The 18,301-nt window shown below is 69.8% G+C and carries 19 protein-coding genes; 13 read left to right on the forward strand and 6 right to left on the reverse strand.

The features are described 5' to 3' along the window. Positions 1-123 precede the first annotated feature (123 nt). From VNO22_14385 to VNO22_14410, 6 genes are all read left to right on the forward strand, one after another. Positions 124-708 (forward strand): sigma-70 family RNA polymerase sigma factor, encoded by a 585-nt coding sequence (locus VNO22_14385; protein HXG62553.1) that lies wholly within the window; start codon positions 124-126, stop codon positions 706-708. A 50-nt stretch (positions 709-758) separates the two neighbouring features. Beyond that, positions 759-1,331 carry a zf-HC2 domain-containing protein gene (locus VNO22_14390; protein ID HXG62554.1) on the forward strand — a complete coding sequence of 191 codons (573 nt, stop codon included), beginning with the start codon at positions 759-761 and terminating at the stop codon, positions 1,329-1,331. A 20-nt stretch (positions 1,332-1,351) separates the two neighbouring features. After that, positions 1,352-2,329: a S1C family serine protease gene (locus VNO22_14395; GenBank protein HXG62555.1), complete on the forward strand. Its 978-nt coding sequence runs from the start codon at positions 1,352-1,354 to the stop codon at positions 2,327-2,329. Positions 2,330-2,413: 84 nt separating this feature from the next. Continuing rightward, the gene (locus VNO22_14400; protein HXG62556.1) at positions 2,414-3,172 is read left to right on the forward strand and encodes a PDZ domain-containing protein; all 759 of its coding nucleotides are present in this window, start codon (positions 2,414-2,416) and stop codon (positions 3,170-3,172) included. Between the two features lie 18 nt (positions 3,173-3,190). Next, a complete protein-coding gene (locus VNO22_14405) occupies positions 3,191-4,351 on the forward strand; it encodes a trypsin-like peptidase domain-containing protein (protein ID HXG62557.1) in 1,161 nt (386 codons plus the stop codon). Positions 4,352-4,438: 87 nt separating this feature from the next. Next, entirely contained in the window at positions 4,439-4,708 is a 270-nt protein-coding gene (locus tag VNO22_14410) for a hypothetical protein (GenBank protein HXG62558.1), read from the forward strand. Here VNO22_14410 and VNO22_14415 read toward each other — a convergent pair. Together VNO22_14415 and pabB are read right to left on the reverse strand one after the other, a co-directional pair. Continuing rightward, complete coding sequence (locus VNO22_14415; GenBank protein ID HXG62559.1) at positions 4,683-5,459, reverse strand: aminotransferase class IV; 777 nt, start codon at positions 5,457-5,459, stop codon at positions 4,683-4,685. The genes VNO22_14410 and VNO22_14415 overlap by 26 nt on opposite strands. After that, positions 5,456-6,820, reverse strand: a complete 1,365-nt coding sequence (gene pabB / locus VNO22_14420) for an aminodeoxychorismate synthase component I (GenBank protein ID HXG62560.1) — start codon at positions 6,818-6,820, stop codon at positions 5,456-5,458. The genes VNO22_14415 and pabB overlap by 4 nt, the downstream gene beginning before the upstream one ends. A 29-nt stretch (positions 6,821-6,849) precedes the next feature. Between pabB and VNO22_14425 the strand changes: the two genes are divergently transcribed. After that, positions 6,850-7,269: a hypothetical protein gene (locus VNO22_14425; GenBank protein ID HXG62561.1), complete on the forward strand. Its 420-nt coding sequence runs from the start codon at positions 6,850-6,852 to the stop codon at positions 7,267-7,269. Here VNO22_14425 and pruA read toward each other — a convergent pair. From pruA to VNO22_14445, 4 genes are read right to left on the reverse strand one after another with little or no spacing between them, the layout of a single operon-like run. Further along, positions 7,250-8,791 carry an L-glutamate gamma-semialdehyde dehydrogenase gene (gene pruA, locus VNO22_14430; GenBank protein HXG62562.1) on the reverse strand — a complete coding sequence of 514 codons (1,542 nt, stop codon included), beginning with the start codon at positions 8,789-8,791 and terminating at the stop codon, positions 7,250-7,252. The two genes, VNO22_14425 and pruA, sit on opposite strands and share 20 nt — an antisense overlap. Before the next feature lie 49 nt (positions 8,792-8,840). Further along, a complete protein-coding gene (locus VNO22_14435; GenBank protein ID HXG62563.1) occupies positions 8,841-9,437 on the reverse strand; it encodes a hypothetical protein in 597 nt (198 codons plus the stop codon). Further along, positions 9,421-9,951, reverse strand: coding sequence for an NUDIX hydrolase (locus VNO22_14440; GenBank protein ID HXG62564.1), 531 nt, complete (start codon positions 9,949-9,951; stop codon positions 9,421-9,423). Before VNO22_14440 ends, VNO22_14435 begins: the two co-directional genes overlap by 17 nt. Before the next feature lie 52 nt (positions 9,952-10,003). Next, entirely contained in the window at positions 10,004-11,008 is a 1,005-nt protein-coding gene (locus VNO22_14445) for a trypsin-like peptidase domain-containing protein (protein HXG62565.1), read from the reverse strand. Positions 11,009-11,175: 167 nt separating this feature from the next. Here VNO22_14445 and gyrA point away from each other — a divergent pair, with 167 nt between their 5' ends. The 6 genes from gyrA to VNO22_14475 all read left to right on the forward strand — a co-directional run bounded on the left by gyrA (position 11,176) and on the right by VNO22_14475 (position 18,212). Beyond that, a complete protein-coding gene (gene gyrA, locus VNO22_14450) occupies positions 11,176-13,737 on the forward strand; it encodes a DNA topoisomerase (ATP-hydrolyzing) subunit A (protein HXG62566.1) in 2,562 nt (853 codons plus the stop codon). A 62-nt stretch (positions 13,738-13,799) separates the two neighbouring features. After that, positions 13,800-13,961: a hypothetical protein gene (locus VNO22_14455; GenBank protein HXG62567.1), complete on the forward strand. Its 162-nt coding sequence runs from the start codon at positions 13,800-13,802 to the stop codon at positions 13,959-13,961. Positions 13,962-14,025: 64 nt separating this feature from the next. After that, positions 14,026-15,300: an ATP-binding protein gene (locus VNO22_14460; GenBank protein HXG62568.1), complete on the forward strand. Its 1,275-nt coding sequence runs from the start codon at positions 14,026-14,028 to the stop codon at positions 15,298-15,300. 6 nt (positions 15,301-15,306) lie between these two features. Next, positions 15,307-16,623 carry a sigma-54 dependent transcriptional regulator gene (locus VNO22_14465; protein HXG62569.1) on the forward strand — a complete coding sequence of 439 codons (1,317 nt, stop codon included), beginning with the start codon at positions 15,307-15,309 and terminating at the stop codon, positions 16,621-16,623. A gap of 72 nt (positions 16,624-16,695) precedes the next feature. Next, on the forward strand, positions 16,696-17,673 hold the full coding sequence (sppA, locus tag VNO22_14470; protein ID HXG62570.1) for a signal peptide peptidase SppA: 978 nt from the start codon (positions 16,696-16,698) through the stop codon (positions 17,671-17,673). Positions 17,674-17,753: 80 nt separating this feature from the next. Beyond that, positions 17,754-18,212, forward strand: coding sequence for a tetratricopeptide repeat protein (locus tag VNO22_14475; protein ID HXG62571.1), 459 nt, complete (start codon positions 17,754-17,756; stop codon positions 18,210-18,212). Positions 18,213-18,301 lie beyond the last annotated feature (89 nt).

An 18,301-nucleotide genomic window follows, 5' to 3' on the forward strand; every position in this document is an offset into this window, starting at 1 on the left:
GCGCGTCTCCTTTCCTGGAGGCCCGGCCGGCGACCCCGGATTTCGGCCGGGAGCGTCGTTCCTTCGGGCCTTCCCGGTCGTTATAATGGTTGGGCCCTCGTCGCGCGAGGGCTCCCCCTGGATATGCCGGACGCCGCCGAAATCGCCCTGATTCAGCGCTGCCAGGAAGGACGGGAAGACGCCTTCCGGGAATTGGTCGAACGCTATCAGCGGCGCACCTTCTGGATCGCCTACAACATGGTCGGCAACCAGGAGACGGCCCGGGAGATCTCTCAGGAAGCCTTCGTGCGCGTCTTCCGCAACATCCGCCGGTTCGACGTGCGGAAGAACTTCTACACCTGGCTCTACCAGATCGTCGTCAATCTTTCGATCGACCACGTCCGGAAGGCTTCGCACGCGCGGACGGTGGATCTCGACGGCGTAGGCGGGCTGGCGGATCCCGCGCGCCGCGATCCTTCCGAAAGCGGGGAAAGGGCCGAAACGCGCCGCCGGGTGCACCAGGCGCTGGACCGGTTGCCTCCGAAGTACAAGGCGGTCCTCACCCTGCGCGACATTCAGGGGTTTTCCTGCGAGGAGATCGCCGAGATCGTCGGCTGCACCAACGCCACCGTTCGCTGGCGCCTCCACCGGGCGCGGCGCCTCTTCAAGGCCGTGTGGGAAGGCAAGGGCGTCCAGATCGGCGACGAAGGGGAGGCGTCCGAGCGCTGACCCGCCTCCGCGCGCCTAACAGCCCCACCCGCGGCTCGTATAAGGGGTGAATGGAGAAGCAGGATTTCATGGGCTGCGGGGAGATTCGGGAACTTCTGCCGCTCTACGTGGGCGGGGAGGCGTCCGAGGAGGACCGGGGGGCCGTCGAGGAGCACGTGCGGTTCTGCGGCGCCTGCGCGCGCGAGCTGGACCAGTACCGCGAGGCCCGCACCCACTTGGCCGTCCTCCGGGAAGTGGACGTCCCGCCGGGTCTCTGGCGGTCGATGTGGGCGGGCATTCGCGGCGAGCTTTTTCCGCGTTCGGTTCCCGCCGCGGGAGCGTCCTGGATGGAAACGGGCCTGCGGTGCGCCGCGGCGCTTTTTCTGGGCGTGGCGATCGGCCTGGGGGCGCACCTTGTGGGCGGAGATCGCCCGCAGGAGATCCCCGCGGCGCCGGAAGGCGTTCGAGAACCCGTGAGCGCCTCCGTGCCGGGCTCGGGACCCGCCCGGGTTCTGAGCTCGGAGCCCTGGCCCGCGAGACGCGCGCCCCGGTTCGAGATGGTGCTCCCCGAAGCGAACCCGGACGAGGACGCCTATCTCCCTCGCGTGGAATCCCTGCTTTCCGGCGACGAGCGGGAGTTCTAGTCCTCGACGCCGAGGCGGCTATGAACGCGCTCTGCGCCCTGCTGGCGATCGCCGCGGCCACCGTTCAGGACCGTCCTTCGGACGACTCCACCCTGCGCAAGCTCGAACGGGACATCGCCGCCGTCGTCGAAAAGGTCCGTCCTTCCGTGGTTCGCGTGACCGCGATGCTCGGGAGCGATCCTCTCTTCGGGCCGCGCCGGCGGATCCTCTCGGGCGTCGTTTACGGCGGCGAGGGACACGTGGTGACGGAAGCCTCGGGCGTCGAAGGCGCGGAAGACCTGTCCGTGGAAGCCGCCGGGGACGTGTACAAGGCGCGGCACGTGGCCTCCGACGTGCGGACCGGCGTGGCCGTTCTCCACGTTCCGGCGCGGGGGCTCGTCCCGGCCGCTTTCGTCTCCGAACCGTGCAAGCCGGGGGCCATTGCCGTGACGGTGGGATATCCCTTCGGCGCGCCGGGGGCTTCGTTCGGGAGCATTGCCGGCTCGGGCCGGTCGATCCTCGTGGGAGGCCGCCGGTACGACGACATGATCCAAGTGACCGCGCCCGTGCATCCGGGCGACTGCGGCGGATTCGTGGCCGATGCGGCGGGCCGGTTCGTGGGGCTGGTGCACTCGCTTTACGGGGCTGAGCCCGGTCGGTCCGCGGCGCCGGGAGCGGGTTTCGCCGTCCCGGCGGAATGGGTGAAGTTTTCGGCCGACCGCATCATCCGGCACGGACGGATGGTGCGCGGATGGCTGGGCGTGACGGTCCGCGCCGCCGGGCGGCCCGAAGGGGGCGTGCGGATTTTGCGCGTGGATCCGGACGGACCCGCCGCTCGCGCGGGGCTGGCGCCGGAGGACGTTCTGGTGGCCTTCGACGGCCGTCCCGTCCGGAATCCGGCGGAGCTGCAGTGGAAGGTGGCCCGTTTCGAAGAGCCGACTCCGGTGCGGGTGACCCTCCTGCGGGGGGAGGAGCGGCTCGAACTCGAGGTGCGCGTGGAGATCGATCCTCTCAAGTGAAATCGAGTCGCGGAGGACGACTCCCGAGGCCCGGGGCGTCCCCGTCCTTCGGGATTTGCCGTTCGATGATGGAGGAGAGGTTCCATGGAAGTCCTTCTGGCGGCGCTGGCGGCCCTTCAGGATCCGGACCCCCGGACTCCCGACCTTCGGGACGTGCGGCTCTACGTCTATGACGCCTCGCGCGGGCTGACGCTGCGCGTGCGCAAGGACGGCGCCGTGGAGGTCGAGATCGTCGAAGAGGCGGAGGGGCGCAGGGAAGTGCGCCGGTATTCGGCCCCCAGCGTCGAGGCGTTCCGCGAAGCGCACGGGGAGGTGGTCCGCCGGCACGGACTGGATCGCTACCTGGGCGCGGCGGCTTCACGCCCGGCGCGCCCGCGGGCGCCGGAATTCCGATCCCGTCCTCCGGCGGAGTGGGATGAGGAGTGGCGCCGATGGATGGAGGAACAGGAAGATCTCTTCCGGGAGTACCGGCGATTCTTCCGCGGGCCGTTTCCGGTCCCGCCCCGGCCCGAGCGTGACCCTGAGGCGACCGAACCGCGCGGTCGCGAGTTCGGCCTGCGGGTCGAGGGGCTGGAAGATCCGCTCCGCGAGCGGCTCGGGCTCAAGCCCGGCGAAGGCCTGCGGGTGGTCGAGGTGCGTCCCGGCACGCCCGCCGCGCGGGCGGGGCTTCTGAAGGACGATATCCTTCTGAAGGTGGACGGAAAGCCGGTCACGGACATCTGGCAACTTCGGCGCGACGCGCGGGCGGCGATGCTCAAGCCCGAGTTCGAGCTGGAAGTGCTTCGGGCCGGCGAGCGCAAAACGATTCGCGTCAAGGGAGACTCCGACGGCGCGGAGTATTGACGGGGAGGAGCGATCGTCATGAAGGACATCCTGCGATCGATCGCCGTGGCGGCGTTCCTGGCGGCGGGCGTGGCGGCGGGGGTCGGGCTGGGGCGCGCGTTCGACGCTCGAGGGGAAGCGCCCCGGCCGCCGGCGGCGCGTCCCGAACCGCCGGCGGTGCTGGCGAGTCTTCAGGAGTCGTTTCACGCGGTGGCGGAAGCGGCGATGCCTTCGGTCGTTCACATCACCACCCAGGTGGGCGGCGGGCTCGGGGACTTCTTTCAGCCCATGATGGGCGTGGGCTCCGGCGTCATCGTGAGCGAGGAAGGCCATATCGTCACGAACAACCACGTCGTGGACGCCGGAGCGGACCGCCTGCGCGCGCTGCGCGTGCGGTTCGTGGACGGCAAGGAGTATCCGGCCAAGGTGCTTGGGACGGATCCCGAGAGCGACCTGGCGCTTCTGAAGATTTCGGCCCGGGGAGCCAAGCTCGCGCCGATTCCGTTCGCGGATTCGGACCGGGTCCGCGTGGGAGACTGGTGTCTGGCGATCGGGAGCCCCTTCGGGTACAACCACACGGTGACGGCCGGCATCGTCAGCGCGAAGCACCGCCGCGCGCAGCTGGGGCTGCCGTATCAGGATTTCCTGCAGACCGACGCCGCGATCAACCCGGGCAACTCGGGCGGGGCGCTCGTGAACCTGAAGGGAGAGCTCGTCGGGATCAACACGGCGATCGTGTCCCAGACGCGGGGCAACGACGGCGTGGGCTTCGCGATCAGCTCGAATCTGGTCAAGTGGGTTTCCGAACGGCTCCAGCGCGAAGGTCGCGTGCGGCGCGGCTACCTCGGCGTGAAGCTGGCGGATCTGGACGCCCAGCTCGTGGAGGCGCTCCGCCAGGAGTACGGGATCGGGTCGCTGGAGGAGCTGCTGGACCACCTGGGACTCAAGGAGGCCCGAGGCGCCTTCGTCTTCGAAGTCGAGCCGGGCACTCCGGCGGCGGAGGCGGGGTTCAAGGACAAGGACGTGATCCTCGAATTCAACGGCGAGCGGGTGGCCGGTCAGGGGGACATGCTCTTCAAAGTCGCCCGGCTTTCTCCGGGAACCGAGGTGACCGTGAAGGTGCTGCGGGACCGCAGGGAGCGCGAACTTCGGGTGAAGCTCGGGGAGCGTCCCCCGATCGATCTGCGCCGGCGGCGGTAGGGGAACGCCGCGGACCCGGGAGCGCGCGACGACGCCGCGTCACGCGAGGGGGGCTTTCCGACTCCTCCGGTGGGGAGCCGCTTTCCGATGCGCGCTTTGGGTGTTTCCTCCCGGGGGGTCGCCGCGGCGATCGGCATGGGCGCGGCGGCGCTCCTTCTGGCGGGAACGTCGGCGCTCACCCCGGCCTTCTGGGTGCGGGCGGCGGCGGTCCTGGCCGCGGCGGCTTTGGTGTGGCTGGCGGCGCGCTCCGGCGTTCCCGAAACCGATTCCGCCGAGGCCCGGCGCAAGGCCGCGATTCGGGACGAGCATCCGGAGTTTCTGGACGACGTTCCTACCGGGCCCCCGCCGCGGGAGTGAGCGCCCGGTAGGCGTCCGCCACGCGGCGGGTCACCGGTCCGGGCCGTCCCAGGGGCAGGATTTCGATGAGCGAATTGGTCAGGAAGGCTTCGTCCGCCTTCCACAATTCTTTGAGCCGCACGGTCCGCTCCCGCGCGGAGGGCTCGATTTCAAGCACGATCTTCCGCGTGACGCCCGGAAGGATGCCGGGTCCCAGGCGCGGTGTGACCAGTCGGCCGCCGAAGACGAGGAACACGTTCGTCACGCATCCTTCGAGGAGCTCTCCCCGCGGGCCCACGAAAAGGGCGTCCGCGCATCCGCGCCGGAGCGCTTCGCGGTGGGTCAGGACGTTTTCGAGGTAGTTGAGCGTCTTGTGCCCGCAGAGCGGGCCCCGCGGATCCCTTCGCCACGGGGCGATCATGACCTCGGCCCCCTTGCGGTACCACGCCCGCGGCAGGGGGCGCCGCGGCCGCGCCAGGACCAGGAGGTGTCCGCCGGCCGACAGCGTGATCCGCACGTAGGCGTCCGGCGCGCGGTTCCGGCGGCACAGCTCGGCGATCACGGGTTCGAGGTCCGGAAGCCGGAAGGGGACCTTGAAGAGCGCCGCCGAGCGGCGCATCCGCTCGAGATGGTCGGCCAGGCGGAACGGAATTCCGCCGTACGCCCGCGTGACCTCGAAGACGCCGTGTCCGTAAAGGAGGCCGGGGTCGGTCGCGGGGATGAGCGCCTTCTCTTCGGGACGGAAGGTTCCGTCGAGCCAGACCCAGCTCACGGCAGGGAAACCCCCAGCGCCCGGGCGAGGCCGGCGGCCTTGGCCAGCGTCTCCTCGTACTCGGCCTGCGGATCCGAATCGGCCACGATTCCGCCGCCCGCCTGGAAGAAGCAGTCCTCGCCGTCCATGAGCACCGTGCGGATGGCGATGGAGAGATTCAGGGAGCCGTCCAGGCCGATCATGCCGAGGGCGCCGGTGTAGAACGCCCGCCGCGTGGGTTCCAGTTCGTCGATGATCTCCATCGCCCGGATCTTGGGCGCTCCCGTGATCGAGCCTCCTGGGAACGTCGCCCGAAGGATCTCCACGGGGCCCGCGTCCCGCCGCAGGGTTCCCTCGATCGAGGCGCAGAGATGATGGACGGTCGGGTGGCTTTCGAGAATCTTGGGTTCGGCCACGCGGACGGTTCCGTACTCGCAGACCCGCCCCAGGTCGTTGCGCTCGAGGTCCACGATCATGGCCAATTCGGCGTCGTCCTTGGGGCTCGACCAGAGATCCCTCCGGAGACGCTCGTCTTCGTCGGGATCGGGGTCCCGGCGGCGGGTGCCCTTGATGGGCCGGGTGACGATTCGGCGCCCGCGGCGTTCGAGGAAGAGTTCCGGGGAGGCCGAAAGGACCGCCCGGCGGCCGAATTCGAGGCACGCCGCATAGGGGGCGGGGGTCGCCGCGCGCATCCGTTCGTAAATCCGGACCGGCGGCTCCGGCACCCGGGCGTGAAAGCGTTGGGAAAGGTTGACCTGGTAGACGTCGCCGGCGGCGATGTACTCGAGGGCGCGGCGGACGGCCTGGACGTACCGCTCCCGCGTGAAGTTGGCGCCCCGCGGGCCGGCGGGGGCCGAGGCGGCGCCGAACGCTTCGTCGTAGGTGCGCGCGTCCATCGCTCTCGGGGTGTCGCGGTCGGCGAGTTCCACGATCGCGGCGCGGCGTTCCTGTCGGTCCACGACGAGGAAGCGGTCGTAGAAGCCCGCGACGAGATCCGGAAACCCGAGGTCGTCCTGGGCGCGCCTCGGGAGGCGCTCGAGGTGCCGCGCGAGATCGTATCCGAAGGCGCCCACGACGCCGCCGGGGAACGGAAGGTCGGGATCGGACTCGACCGGCCGTTCGGCCAGGAGTTCGCGGAGGGCATCGAACGGGTCGCCCTCCCAGGAGCGCTCGCGGCCGCCGCGCCACAGGGAGATCCGCCGGCCGCGGGCGAGGAGGACGGCGTAGGGATTGGAGCCCAGGAAGCTGAAGCGTCCGCCCGCCGCGCTTTCCAGGACGAAGGGGAAGGGGTGCCGGGCGGCCGCCGGATACCAGGAAAGAAGGTCGCGCGGCGGGGCGACCGCCGTTTTTCGGGCGCGGACCGGCTTGCCCAGCTTGAGCACGGTCGGGGGATTATACTACACTCCCCGGCATGAGCGCCATTCGGCGCCTGGCCGTGGACGTGGGCTGTCCGGAGTGCGGGCGGCCCAATACGCTCCTTCTGCCCGAGGGATGCTGCGGCAACGAGTTCGTCTGGCATGCGCGCTGCGGCGGGTGCGGGGCGTGGCGCTGGTTCCACGCGCGGGAGGACGCCGAGTTCGTGCGCGCCGTGCGCGAGACGGCCCGGCGGCGCGGCGAGACCGAAGGGCTTTCGCCGGAGGGGACGCGGGAGGCGCACGCGGCGTTCGAGGCCACGGTCGAGCCGTGTCCCTGCGGCGGCCGTTTCCGCGTGGTGTTCGATTTCCGCGAGGCGGCCTGCGTGGGATGCGGGGCTGCGCTGGGGGGCAGGCCCCTGCCGGTCGTTCCGGCGCGCCCGGTGGCGGTCGAGCCGCTCAGGACACCTTCTCGCTGACCACCTTGGCCTGCAGGAACAGCTTCAGGTAGTCCGGGCCGCCCGCCTTGGCGTTCGTGCCGCTCAGGTTGAAGCCCCCGAAGGGATGGCCGCCCACGAGGGCGCCCGTGCACTTCCGGTTGATGTAAAGGTTGCCCACGTGGAATTCCCGCCGGGCCTCGGCGATCCGGGCGCGGCCGTAGAAGGCTCCCGTCAGGGCATATTCGCTGTCGTTGGCGATCTCGAGGGCGTGGGCGAAGTCGCGGGCGCGGAGAAAGGCCAGCACGGGGCCGAAAATCTCCTCCCGCGCGATCCGGGCGCGGGGGGAGACGTCGGCGAAGATCGTGGGCTCGACGAACCAGCCTTCGCGGCCGGGGATCCGGCGTCCGCCGGCGACGAGGCGCCCTTCTCGGCGGCCGAGGGCGATGTAGCGAAGGACCTTTCGGAGCTGGTTCTCGTCGGCCAGGGCGGACATCTGGGAGGCCGGGTCGGCCGCGTCCCCGACGCGCAGGGCCTGGGTTCGGCGGCGCACCTCCTCGAGGAGCCGGTCGTAGACCGGCTCGACGGCCACGACGCGCGAGCAGGCGGAGCACTTCTGTCCCTGAAACCCGAAGGCGGAGACCGTGATTCCCGCCGCGGCCTGTTCGAGATCGGCGTCTTCGTCGACGACGATGGCGTCCTTGCCGCCCATTTCGGCGAGCACGCGCTTGAGCCACCGCTGTCCCGGATGGACCCGGGCGGCGCGCTCGTAGATGCGGATCCCGACGTCCCGGGAGCCTGTGAAGGAGATGAAGCGCGTGAGGGGATGGTCCGTCAGGAAATCGCCGACCTCGCCCCCCGGGCCGGGCAGATAGTTGAGGACGCCGGGCGGCACGCCGGCTTTCTCGAAGATTTCGAAGACCTTGAAGGCGATGACCGGAGTGAGCGAAGAGGGCTTCAGGACGACCGTGTTTCCGGCCCCGAGCGCCGCGGCGGTCATGCCCGTGAGGATGGCGCAGGGGAAGTTCCAGGGGGAGATCACGAGTCCCGCTCCGAGCGGAAGGTAGAGGAGGGCGTTGCGCTCGCCGGGGACGGGCGTGAGGGGTTGTTCGCCCGCCAGCCGGAGGATCTCGCGTCCGTAGTACTCGCAGAAATCGACGGCCTCGGCGGTGTCGGCGTCCGCCTCGGGCCACGTCTTGGCGACCTCGAGGATCATCGTGGCGTTGAGTTCCCAGCGTCGCTCTCTCATGAGGCGGGCGGCGCGGAAGAGGATCTCGGCGCGTTCTTCGGCGGGAGTGCGCGACCAGGCCGGGAAGGCGTCCCACGCCGCGCGAAGGGCGCGCTCCGCATGGGCTCGGCCGGCGCGGGACGCGCGGCCCACCAGGCGCGACGGCGCGCAGGGGTTGAAGGAGAGGATCTTCGCGCGGGTCGGAACGCGTTCTCCGGCGAGGACGAGCGGGCAATCGACGGGGCGGAAGGCGCCGAGCGCTTCCTCCTGGGCGCGGCGGGCGGCGTCGTCCCGGGCGAAATCGGTCAGGGGTTCGTTGCGGAATTCGGAGATCACGGCGCCATCTTCGGCGAGGGCCGGCGCCGCGTCAAGACCCGCCGGAAGATCATTCGGGATCTCCAAAGTAGAGCGCCTCGTCGAGGGAGGCGGGGGTCGAGCGGGAGGGGATCCGCAGGGGCGAGCCGCACTTGTAGCACTGAAGGGAGGCGCCGGGGCGGAACATCACGACGTTGTACTGCGTATCGCACTGGGGGCAGTAGACGATGAGGCCCTTCTGCGTTTCGGCGATCTTGCGGACCTGTTCGACCGTGAGGTACCCCTTGATGACCATGATGTCGCCCAGGCGCATGAAGCGGTCCCGGGGGAGCTGCTCCTGGAGGGCCAGGCATTCGGCGAGCTGCTCTTCGGTGCAGAAGCCCAGGCGGATGGCGACTTTGCCGAAAAGGTTGTCTTCGCGGACGGCGCGCTGGCGGGAGGAGGCCTGGCTGAGGATTTCCTGCTGGGCCTTCAGGATGCGCTCGAGGTCCTTGTCGCTGACGTACTTGAGCTCCATGAGGAGGACGCCGAGAGGCTTGTGGCCCTGCGCGAAGCGCTGAAGCTCGAGGGCTTCCTCGAGCTGGGCGCGGGTGACGATGCCCAGCCGCAGGGCGATCTGCCCGAAGAGGGCGTCGGCCTTCGTGCGGTGCTTATCCTCGCTGCTCATGGGCGTACCAGAGGAGTCCGACGAGGCTCTTGGCGTCACGGACGCGTCCGCGCCGGGCGAGTTCCAGGGCGCGCGCCAGGGGCATACGCGCCGTGCGGATGATCTCGTCGGCGTCGCCCGGGGCCCGGGCGGGGGAGAGGTCCCGCGCGACGAAAAGGTGCATGAGCTCGGTGCAGAAGCCCGGGGCGGTGTAGAACTCGGCCAGTTTTTGCCAGCGTCCCGCGCGGTACCCGGTTTCCTCCACGATTTCCCGGCGGGCCGTCGCCAGCGGCCGTTCGCCGGGCTCGAGCGTGCCGGCCGGGATCTCGTAGAGTTCGCGGCCGATCGAGGGGCGGAACTGGCGGATGAGGAGCACGTCGCCGTCGTCGAAGACCGGGAGGATCGCGACCGCCCCGGGGTGTTCGACGACCTGCAGCGTCGCGCGGCGGCCGTTGGGGAGATCCACGTCCCGGAGAACCAGGCGAAGAACGCGTCCCTGGAAGATCTCCCTGGCCCTCCGCACCCGGAATTTCACGTCCCCGATTCTAATGACGGGGGCGGGGAATGCAAAGGGTATCCAGGGGGAGCTACGGGTCGTTCTCGGCGGCGGGGGCGGAGAATCCCGTGGGGCGGGCTCCGGGCCCCTCCGGGGGGACCGGGGCGGGAGCGGAGCGCGCGTTTTCGCAGGCTTCGATCGTGGCCGAGGGGTCGTAGACGAAGCGATACTGCAGCGCGTCCAGCCAGTCGTAGACGGTCTCGAGCGAGACGAGAATTCCCAGATGCGGCACCGGCGTGGAGACCACGCCGTCGTAGGTGCAGACCATGACGGAGACGCCCAGAAGCTCGCGGGTTTCGCGGTGGAAGATGCCGCCGCCGGAATTCCCGAAGATCGTGGGGGCGTTCATCATCCAGAAATTCTCCCCGTTGACCTCCTTGGCGAGGGTGGCCACCTCGCCGAGGGTGGGCAGGGGATCGTGGCCCAGGGGGCAGCCGACGGCGTAGACGGGGGTGAAGACCTTGACGGCGCGGAGGGTTTCGCGGGAAGCCAGGCGGGCCACGTGCGGGAAGGAGCGTTCCGCGCGCAGGCGCAGGAGCGCCAGGTCGCGCCGCTCGTCGCAGGCCACGATGTCGGCGGGCACCAGATCGGCCGGCCGGCCGCGATCGTCGTAGACGCGGACATCGACGGGCAGGCGACGTTCGCCGGACTCCTCGCGCCGGACGGCTTTCTGGACGACGTGGAAGGCCGTGATGGCGTAGGTCTGGCCCGGCCGGCTGAAAAGGAGGGTGCCGCCGCCCACGCCGCCCAGGGCGTTGACCTGGACGGAGGGAGCCAGGACGTCCCGGTAGAGCCGTTCGACGTCGCACGCGGCGAGGCGTTCCCGGAGGGCTTCGAAGTCCGCGCGGGTCCGCAGGACATCGCGGGCGAGGCGCTCGGAGCCGGCGCGGCTTTCGGCGGTAAGGCGCCGCATTTCCGCCTCCGCGCCTTCCAGGCGCGCGCGCAGGTCGTCCACTCCGCGGGCGAACTCTCCGACCACGGCGGTCAGGAGCGCCAGTAGGAACCCGCCTGCCAGGGTTGCGCCCGCCCATCTCATTGGCCCATCCTCCATGGGGCTCGTGCGACAGCCTCCTTTGGGTCTTCGGCAAAGGGAGCCCGGAACTTGACTCTTAACAGCAACCCCTTGGGGGAAAGTGGGATATGTGGGTGCCCGGCGCGCCGTGAGCTTGCGTCCGGCGGGGGGGCCGGTATAATGGGAGCCTCATGCCTGAAGACCGAAAAGACCCTCAGCCTCCGGCGCCGGGCGGCACGATCGTGCCGGCCCTGGTCGAGGAGGAGATGAAGGATTCCTACCTCAACTACGCGATGAGCGTGATCGTCTCGCGCGCGCTGCCGGACGTGCGGGACGGCCTGAAGCCCTCGCAGCGGCGGATCCTGTACGCGATGAACGAGCTGGGGCTGGGCCCGCGCGCCAAGTTCCGCAAATGCGCCACGATCGTCGGCGAGACGATGGGGAAATATCACCCGCACGGCGACGCGGCGATCTATCCCACGCTCGTGCGTCTGGCGCAGGACTTCGCCACGCGGTATCTCCTCGTCCAGGGGCAGGGCAACTTCGGGACGATCGACGGCGACCCTCCGGCGGCCATGCGCTACACCGAGGCGCGCATGACCGAGTACGCCGTCCAGATGCTCGAGGACATCGACAAGGCCACGGTGGACTTCGTGCCGAACTTCGACGAGCGGTACGAGGAGCCGGTGGTCCTGCCCTCGAAGTTTCCGAACCTCCTGTGCAACGGCGCGGTCGGCATCGCCGTCGGCATGGCGACTTCGATTCCGCCGCACAACCTGGCGGAGGTGTGCGACGCCCTGATTCACCTGATCGCCCATCCGGAAGCGCCGCTGGCCGACCTCGTCAAGTTCATTCCCGGCCCGGATTTTCCGACGGGCGGCATCGTCTGCGGCACGGCGGGGCTCCGGGAAGCCTACGAGACCGGTCGCGGGCACATCACCGTCCGGGGCCGGGTCTCGATCGAGGAGGCCCGCGGGGGCCGCAAGCTCATCGTCGTCACGGAGATCCCGTACAACGTCAACAAGACCAACCTCATCGAGCGGATCGCCGAGCTCGTCAAGAACGAGCAGATTACGGGCATCAGCGACGTGCGCGACCTGTCCAGCCGGGAGGGGATGCGCATCGAGGTGGAGCTGCGCAAGGGCGAGGACGCCGAGGTCATCCTCAATCAGCTCTACGCGCTGACGCCGCTGCAGGAGACCTTTTCGATCATCATGATCGCGCTCGTCCACGGGCGGCCGCAGACGCTCTCGCTCAAGCAGATGCTTCTGGCGTACCTCGAGCACCGCAAGGACGTCATCCGGCGGCGCACGCGGTTCCTCCTGGAACAGGCCGAGCGCGAGGCGCACCTCCTCGAGGGGCTCGTCAAGGCGCTCGACGTGATCGACGAGGTCATCGCCCTGATCAAGCGCTCCGCCTCGCCGGAGGCGGCCCAGAAGGGCCTGGTCGAGGAATTCGGGTTCACCCCGCCGCAGGCCGAGGCGATCCTGCGGATGACGCTCTCCAAGCTCACCAATCTCGAGCGGGAAAAGCTCCTGCGCGACCTCGAGGAGCTGCGCGAGAAAATCGCCGAGTACAAGGCGATTCTCGCGGACGAAGCGCTCGTCTACGACATCATCCGCGAGGACCTTTACGAGCTGCGCAAGACGTCGGACCGCCGCCGCACCGAAATCTCGCAAGAAGAGGTGGGCGCCTTCGACAAGGAGGAGCTGATCGCGGAAGAGGATGTCGTCGTGGTCCTCTCGCACCTGGGGTACATCAAGCGGGTTCCGATGACGAGCTACCGCAAGCAGCGCCGCGGCGGCAAGGGCCTGATCGGGGCCGACGTCAAGGAGAAGGACTTCATCGAGCGGATCTTCATCGCCTCGACGCACGACTACATCCTCTTCTTCACGCAGGACGGGAGGGTCCGCTGGCAGAAGGTCTACGACCTGCCGGCGCTGGAACGGACGGCGCGGGGGAAGCCCCTTTCGGCGATCCTGGGGCTCAAGGAAGGGGAGCGGGTGGCCGCCACCGTCGCGGTCCAGAGCTTCGAGAAGGGCTACCTCGTGATGGCCACGGAGCGGGGCCTCGTCAAAAAGACGGAGCTTGCCGAATACGGCAACCCGCGCCCCAGCGGCATCATCGCCATCAAGCTCGAGGAAGGCGACCGCCTCATCGGCGCGGCGGTGACGTCCGGGGAGAACGAGGTGATGCTCGGCACGGCCGAGGGGATGGCGATCCGGTTCCACGAGAAGGACCTGCGGCCGATGGGCCGGGCCACGATCGGCGTCTACGGGATCGACCTCGAGCCCGGCGACCGCGTGGTGGACATGGTGATTCCGAAACCGGGCGAATCGATCCTGACCGCGTGCGAGAACGGCTACGGCAAGCGTTCGGCGCTGGAGGACTACCGTCTCCAGTCCCGGGGCGGCAAGGGCGTCATCAACATCCGCACCACGGAGCGCAACGGGCGCGTCGTGGGAATGAAGGCCGTCACCGACGACGACGACCTCATCATGATCTCCCAGAACGGGATCGTCGTGCGGATCGCCGTGCGGGACATCCGGATCATGGGCCGCGCCACGCAGGGGGTGCGGTTCCTGCGCCTGGAGCCGGGCGACAAGCTCGTCTCGATCGCCCGCGTGGCCAAGGAAGAGGAGGGCGAGGAATCGCCCATCGCGCGCGTCGAGGTTCCCCCGCCCGAGGAAAACGGAGGCGGCGAGTCCGCCGAGGAGCCGCCCGCGGGGTCGGCCCCCGGGGCGCCCGCGTGAATCGCCGGAGGGGGCGGTTGGGTTCGGAAGATGGGTCGGGAGTTCCGTCAGGGAGGTGAGGCATGGGCGAAGAGAAGAAAAAGAAGGGCGGCCTGCTCAAGAAGGTGGTGACGGTTCTGATCCTGGCGGCCGCCGTGGTCGGGGGAAGCGCCGTTCTGGCCAAAGCCACCGACAATCCGGGGCTGAACCTCTGGACCCGGATCGTCGGCGCCGTGCAGCGCTGAGGGCCCCCGGGCGCCGCCGCGAAGGGGCTTCCGCGGCGTCCCCGTTTGTGTTTCAATCCGGGGCATGACGTCCGGCCCGGAGCTGGCGGAGCGGCTGCGCTGGTTCGTCCGCCTGAGGTGGTGGGCGGTCGGCGGGATCGTCCTGGCGGCCGTCCTTGTGGCCGCGCTGGGAATGGGGGTCTCGTGGCCCATCCTGCTGGCCTTGGCCGGCCTTCTCGGGGGGCTCAACGTCGCCTTCGGGCTGCTCGCGCGCCGCGGCGCGCCGCCCCTGGCCCTGGCCTGGTGGCAGGTGGTGGTGGATCTGGCGATCCTCACCCTGGCCCTCCACGTGGCCGGCGGCATCGACAACCCTTTCGTCTTCTTCTACGTCTTCCACGTCATCATCGCCGCCATCCTCCTGCCCCGGCGCACGTCGTACGTCGTGGCGGCGCTGGCCTCGCTGTTCTATGTCGCCATGGCGGTTCTGGAGCACGGGGAACTCGTGCCCCACGCGGATCTGGGGCTGGGCGGCTGGCGCGATCCCCGCGCGGTGGCCGCCTCGTCGCTCGTCCTGGCCTCGACGCTCTTCATCGCCACGTATCTCGCCTCGACCATCATGGAGGGCCTGCGCCGCAAGGACGAGGAGATGCGCCGCTTCCACGAACGGCTGCTTCAGACCGAAAAGCTCGCCGGGCTGGGGCAGCTCGCCGCCGGAATCGCCCACGAGCTCAACACGCCGCTCGCCTCGATCGCCGGCTACGCCGAGGAGCTGGCGGAGCTTTCGCGCGGCAACGGAGAGAAGATCGTCCGGTACACCGACGTCATCCGGTCGCAGACCGAACGCTGCCGCGCCATCACGCGGAGCCTTCTCAACTTCGCCCGCAAGAGCGAGTTCCGCCTCCAGCCCGTGGACGTCAATGCCCTTCTTCGCGAGGCGATCGACTATCTGCGGTTCAAGAAGCGCCAGGAGCGCCTGGAGATCGTGACGGAGCTGGGACCGGCGCCTCCGGTGCAGGCGGACCCCGGCCAGCTTCTGCAGGTTTTTCTTTCGGTCCTCGTCAACGCGGCCGACGCCGTGGAGCCGGAGGGCGGCACGATCCGGGTGGAAAGCTCCGGCGGCCGGGACGTGCGCGTCCGGATCGCCGACACCGGCTGCGGCATCCCGCCGGAGAATCTCAAGAAGATCTTCGAGCCCTTCTTCACGACCAAGGGACCGGGCCAGGGGACCGGCCTGGGGCTTTCCCTGAGCTACGGGATCGTCCGCCAGCTCGGCGGCTCGATCGAGGTGCGCAGCGAGGTGGGGCAGGGGACCGAGGTGCTGATCGTGCTGCCGGCGGGCGAGCCGGCGCGGGAGCGCTGAAGAGCCATGGACAAGCCGGCCGTTCTCGTGGTCGACGACGACGAGAGCTTCCGCCAGCTCGTGGCCGACCGTCTGGCGCGGACGGGCCACCGCGTGGTGGCCGCGGCCGGGGGCGCCCAGGCGCTGTCGCTCCTGGACGGCGTGGACGTGGCGCTCGTGGACCTGCTCATGCCCGGGATGGACGGCCTGGCGCTTCTGCGGCGCATCCGCGAGGCGCGCCCCGACGTGGCCGTGGTGATCCTGACGGGGCACGGGACGGTCGAGACCGCCGTCGAGGCCATGAAGGCCGGGGCGGCGGATTATCTTCAGAAGCCCTGCTCGCTGGCGGAGGTGGAGCTCCGGGTCGCGCAGGCCGTGCAGCGGCGGCGTCTCGAGCGCGAGAACGTCCAGCTCCGCGCGACCTTGCGTCACGAGCGGGGGGCGGCGGAGATCGTCGGGACGAGCCCGGCCATGCGGCGCGTCATGGAGCTGATCCGAAAGGTGAAGGACAGCGCCTCGCCCGTCCTCATCCAGGGCGAAAGCGGCACCGGCAAGGAGCTCGTCGCGCGGGCTCTGCATTTCGACAGCGTCCGGCGCGATTTCCCCTTCGTGGCGGTCAACTGCGCCACGCTGCAGGAGAACCTCCTGGAAAGCGAGCTTTTCGGCCACCGGGCGGGCGCGTTCACGGGGGCCGCCGCCGACAAGCGGGGCCTCCTCGAGATCGCCGACCGCGGAACCCTGTTCGTCGACGAAATCGCCGAGACCCATCCCAACGTGCAGGCCAAGCTGCTGCGCGTCCTCGAGACGGGCGAGTTTCGCCCCGTGGGCGACGTGCGCGAGCGCAAGGCGGACGTGCGGCTGGTGGCGGCCACGAACAAGGATCTGCGGGCCGAGGTCGCCCGCGGCCGCTTCCGCGAGGATCTTTTCTACCGGCTCGACGTCGTCACGATTCTTCTGCCGCCCCTGCGGGAGCGCAAGGAGGACATTCCGCTCCTGGCGCGGCACTACCTCCTGCGGCGGGGCCGGACGATCTCGGACGGGGCGGTCGCCGCCCTCCTGGCCCACGACTGGCCGGGCAACGTCCGGGAGCTTTTCAACGTCCTGGAGCGCGCCGTCCTCTTCGACCCGTCCGGAAGGATCGAGTCCGTGGAGATCCCCTCCGCCGCCGCCCGCCCCGCGCCTCGCGGCGGCACGCTCGAGGAGATCGAGATCGCCCACATCCGCCGGGTGCTCGAGAGCGTCCAGTGGAACGTCTCGCGCGCGGCCGAGATCCTGGGGATGTCCCGCCGGAGCCTCCACCGCAAGATCAACCAGTACAACCTGCACCGCCACGGCGGAGCGTGATCGTCGGGGTTGCCGCCCCCCGGCGGCTTTTCCTATCATCATCGCGTGCATCGACGCAGGGAGGGACCTTCCATGGCACGCCGGCTGATTCCGCTGCTCTGGCCGCTTCTGACGGGCTGCTTCATCTTCACGAGCGTGGACGTCAACCTCGCGCCGCGCCTGCGCCGCTACGTGGAGCGCACGGTGTCGGAGGCGCCGGACGCGGAAGGCAAGATCGCCCTCATCGAAATCGAGGGGGTCATCGCGGACGAGGCGGAGGCGGGCCTCCTTCAGGCGAGGGACTCCCTTCTCGTCTCCGTGGTCGAGAAGCTCAGGAAGGCGGAGGAGGATCCGGAAGTGAAGGCGGTGGTCCTGCGCGTGGACAGCCCCGGCGGCGGGGTCACCGCGAGCGACATCCTCCACCGGGAGATCCGCGAGTTCAAGGCGCGCAAGAAGGTGCCCGTCGTGGCGATGCTCATGGATCTGGCCGCCTCGGGCGGGTACTACGTGGCGGTGGCGGGCGACCGCATCGTGGCCCATCCCACCACCGTCACGGGCTCCATCGGCGTCGTCGCGCTGCACGTGTCGCTGGCGGGACTGCTCGAGAAAATCGGCGTCCGCGTGGAAACGCTCAAGAGCGGGCCGCTCAAGGACATGGTTTCGCCCTTCCGGGGGCTGGGAGACGAAGAGCGGCGCGTGCTGCAGCGGCTCATCGACCAGATGCACGAGCGGTTTGTGGCCGTCGTGACCGAAGGCCGCAAGGGGCTCCTCACCGAGGCGGAGGTCCGTCGGGTGGCCGACGGGCGGATCCTGAGCGCGCCCCAGGCGATGGAAGCGCGGCTCGTGGATCGCGTGGGCTATCTCGAGCAGGCGCTCGAGGAGGCGCGCGGGATGGCCGGGATCCGCGCCGCCCGGGTCGTCATGTACAGCCGCGATCCGCAGGCCGCGGAGAACGTTTACTCGCAGCCCCGGGCGCACGCGGAACCGGCCTTCGGAAGCCTGGAATGGGCCCGCGGATTCCTCGGCGTGCGGCTCTATTATCTCTGGGAGCCGTATCTTCTGGGACGCTGAGGCCGGAGGTCCTTCCCCGGCGGCGGTCCTGGACTATACTTTCACGGGGCTGCGGGGCGCAGGGCGAGAGGGGGGAACGCATGAGCTTCTTGGACCGTCTGCGGGGCGGGTCGGGATCGGCCCGCGCCGGACTGAATCCCATCGTTCAGAAGGTTCCGCTGCCGGCGGCGCCGCCGCGTCCCTCGCAGGCGCGTCCCGCGGCCAGGCCCGCCCCGCCGGCGGCTGTTTCTCCGCCCGTGCGGGACGCGGCGCCGGAGACGTCGGGTTCGCCTCCCCCGCCGCCTTCCGAAGCCCTTTCTCATTTCCGCCGCGGGCTTCTGTACCAGGCGGCCGGCGATCATGCGCGGGCGGTCGAGGAATTCAATCGGGCTCTTGCGCAGGATCCGGCGGCCGCCGAAGCGTACGCGAGCCGGGGCATCTCGCGCGAGTTTCTCGGCGACCTGGCCGGAGCGCGGGCGGATTATGCGCGGTCGATCGAATTGGAAGTGAAGGCGGAGATTCGACGCCAAGCCCGAGCGGTCGAAGACGTCCCTCCCTGATCGAGTGAGACATTCTGGCGCACTCCGCGTCCGAATGACCCCTCGATGCCCCCGGCCACGTCCGCTTTTCTTTCGGCACGTCCTTTGCT

Source organism: Planctomycetota bacterium, from assembly GCA_035574235.1.
In the GTDB taxonomy this organism is placed as follows: Bacteria; Planctomycetota; MHYJ01; order MHYJ01; family JACPRB01; genus DATLZA01.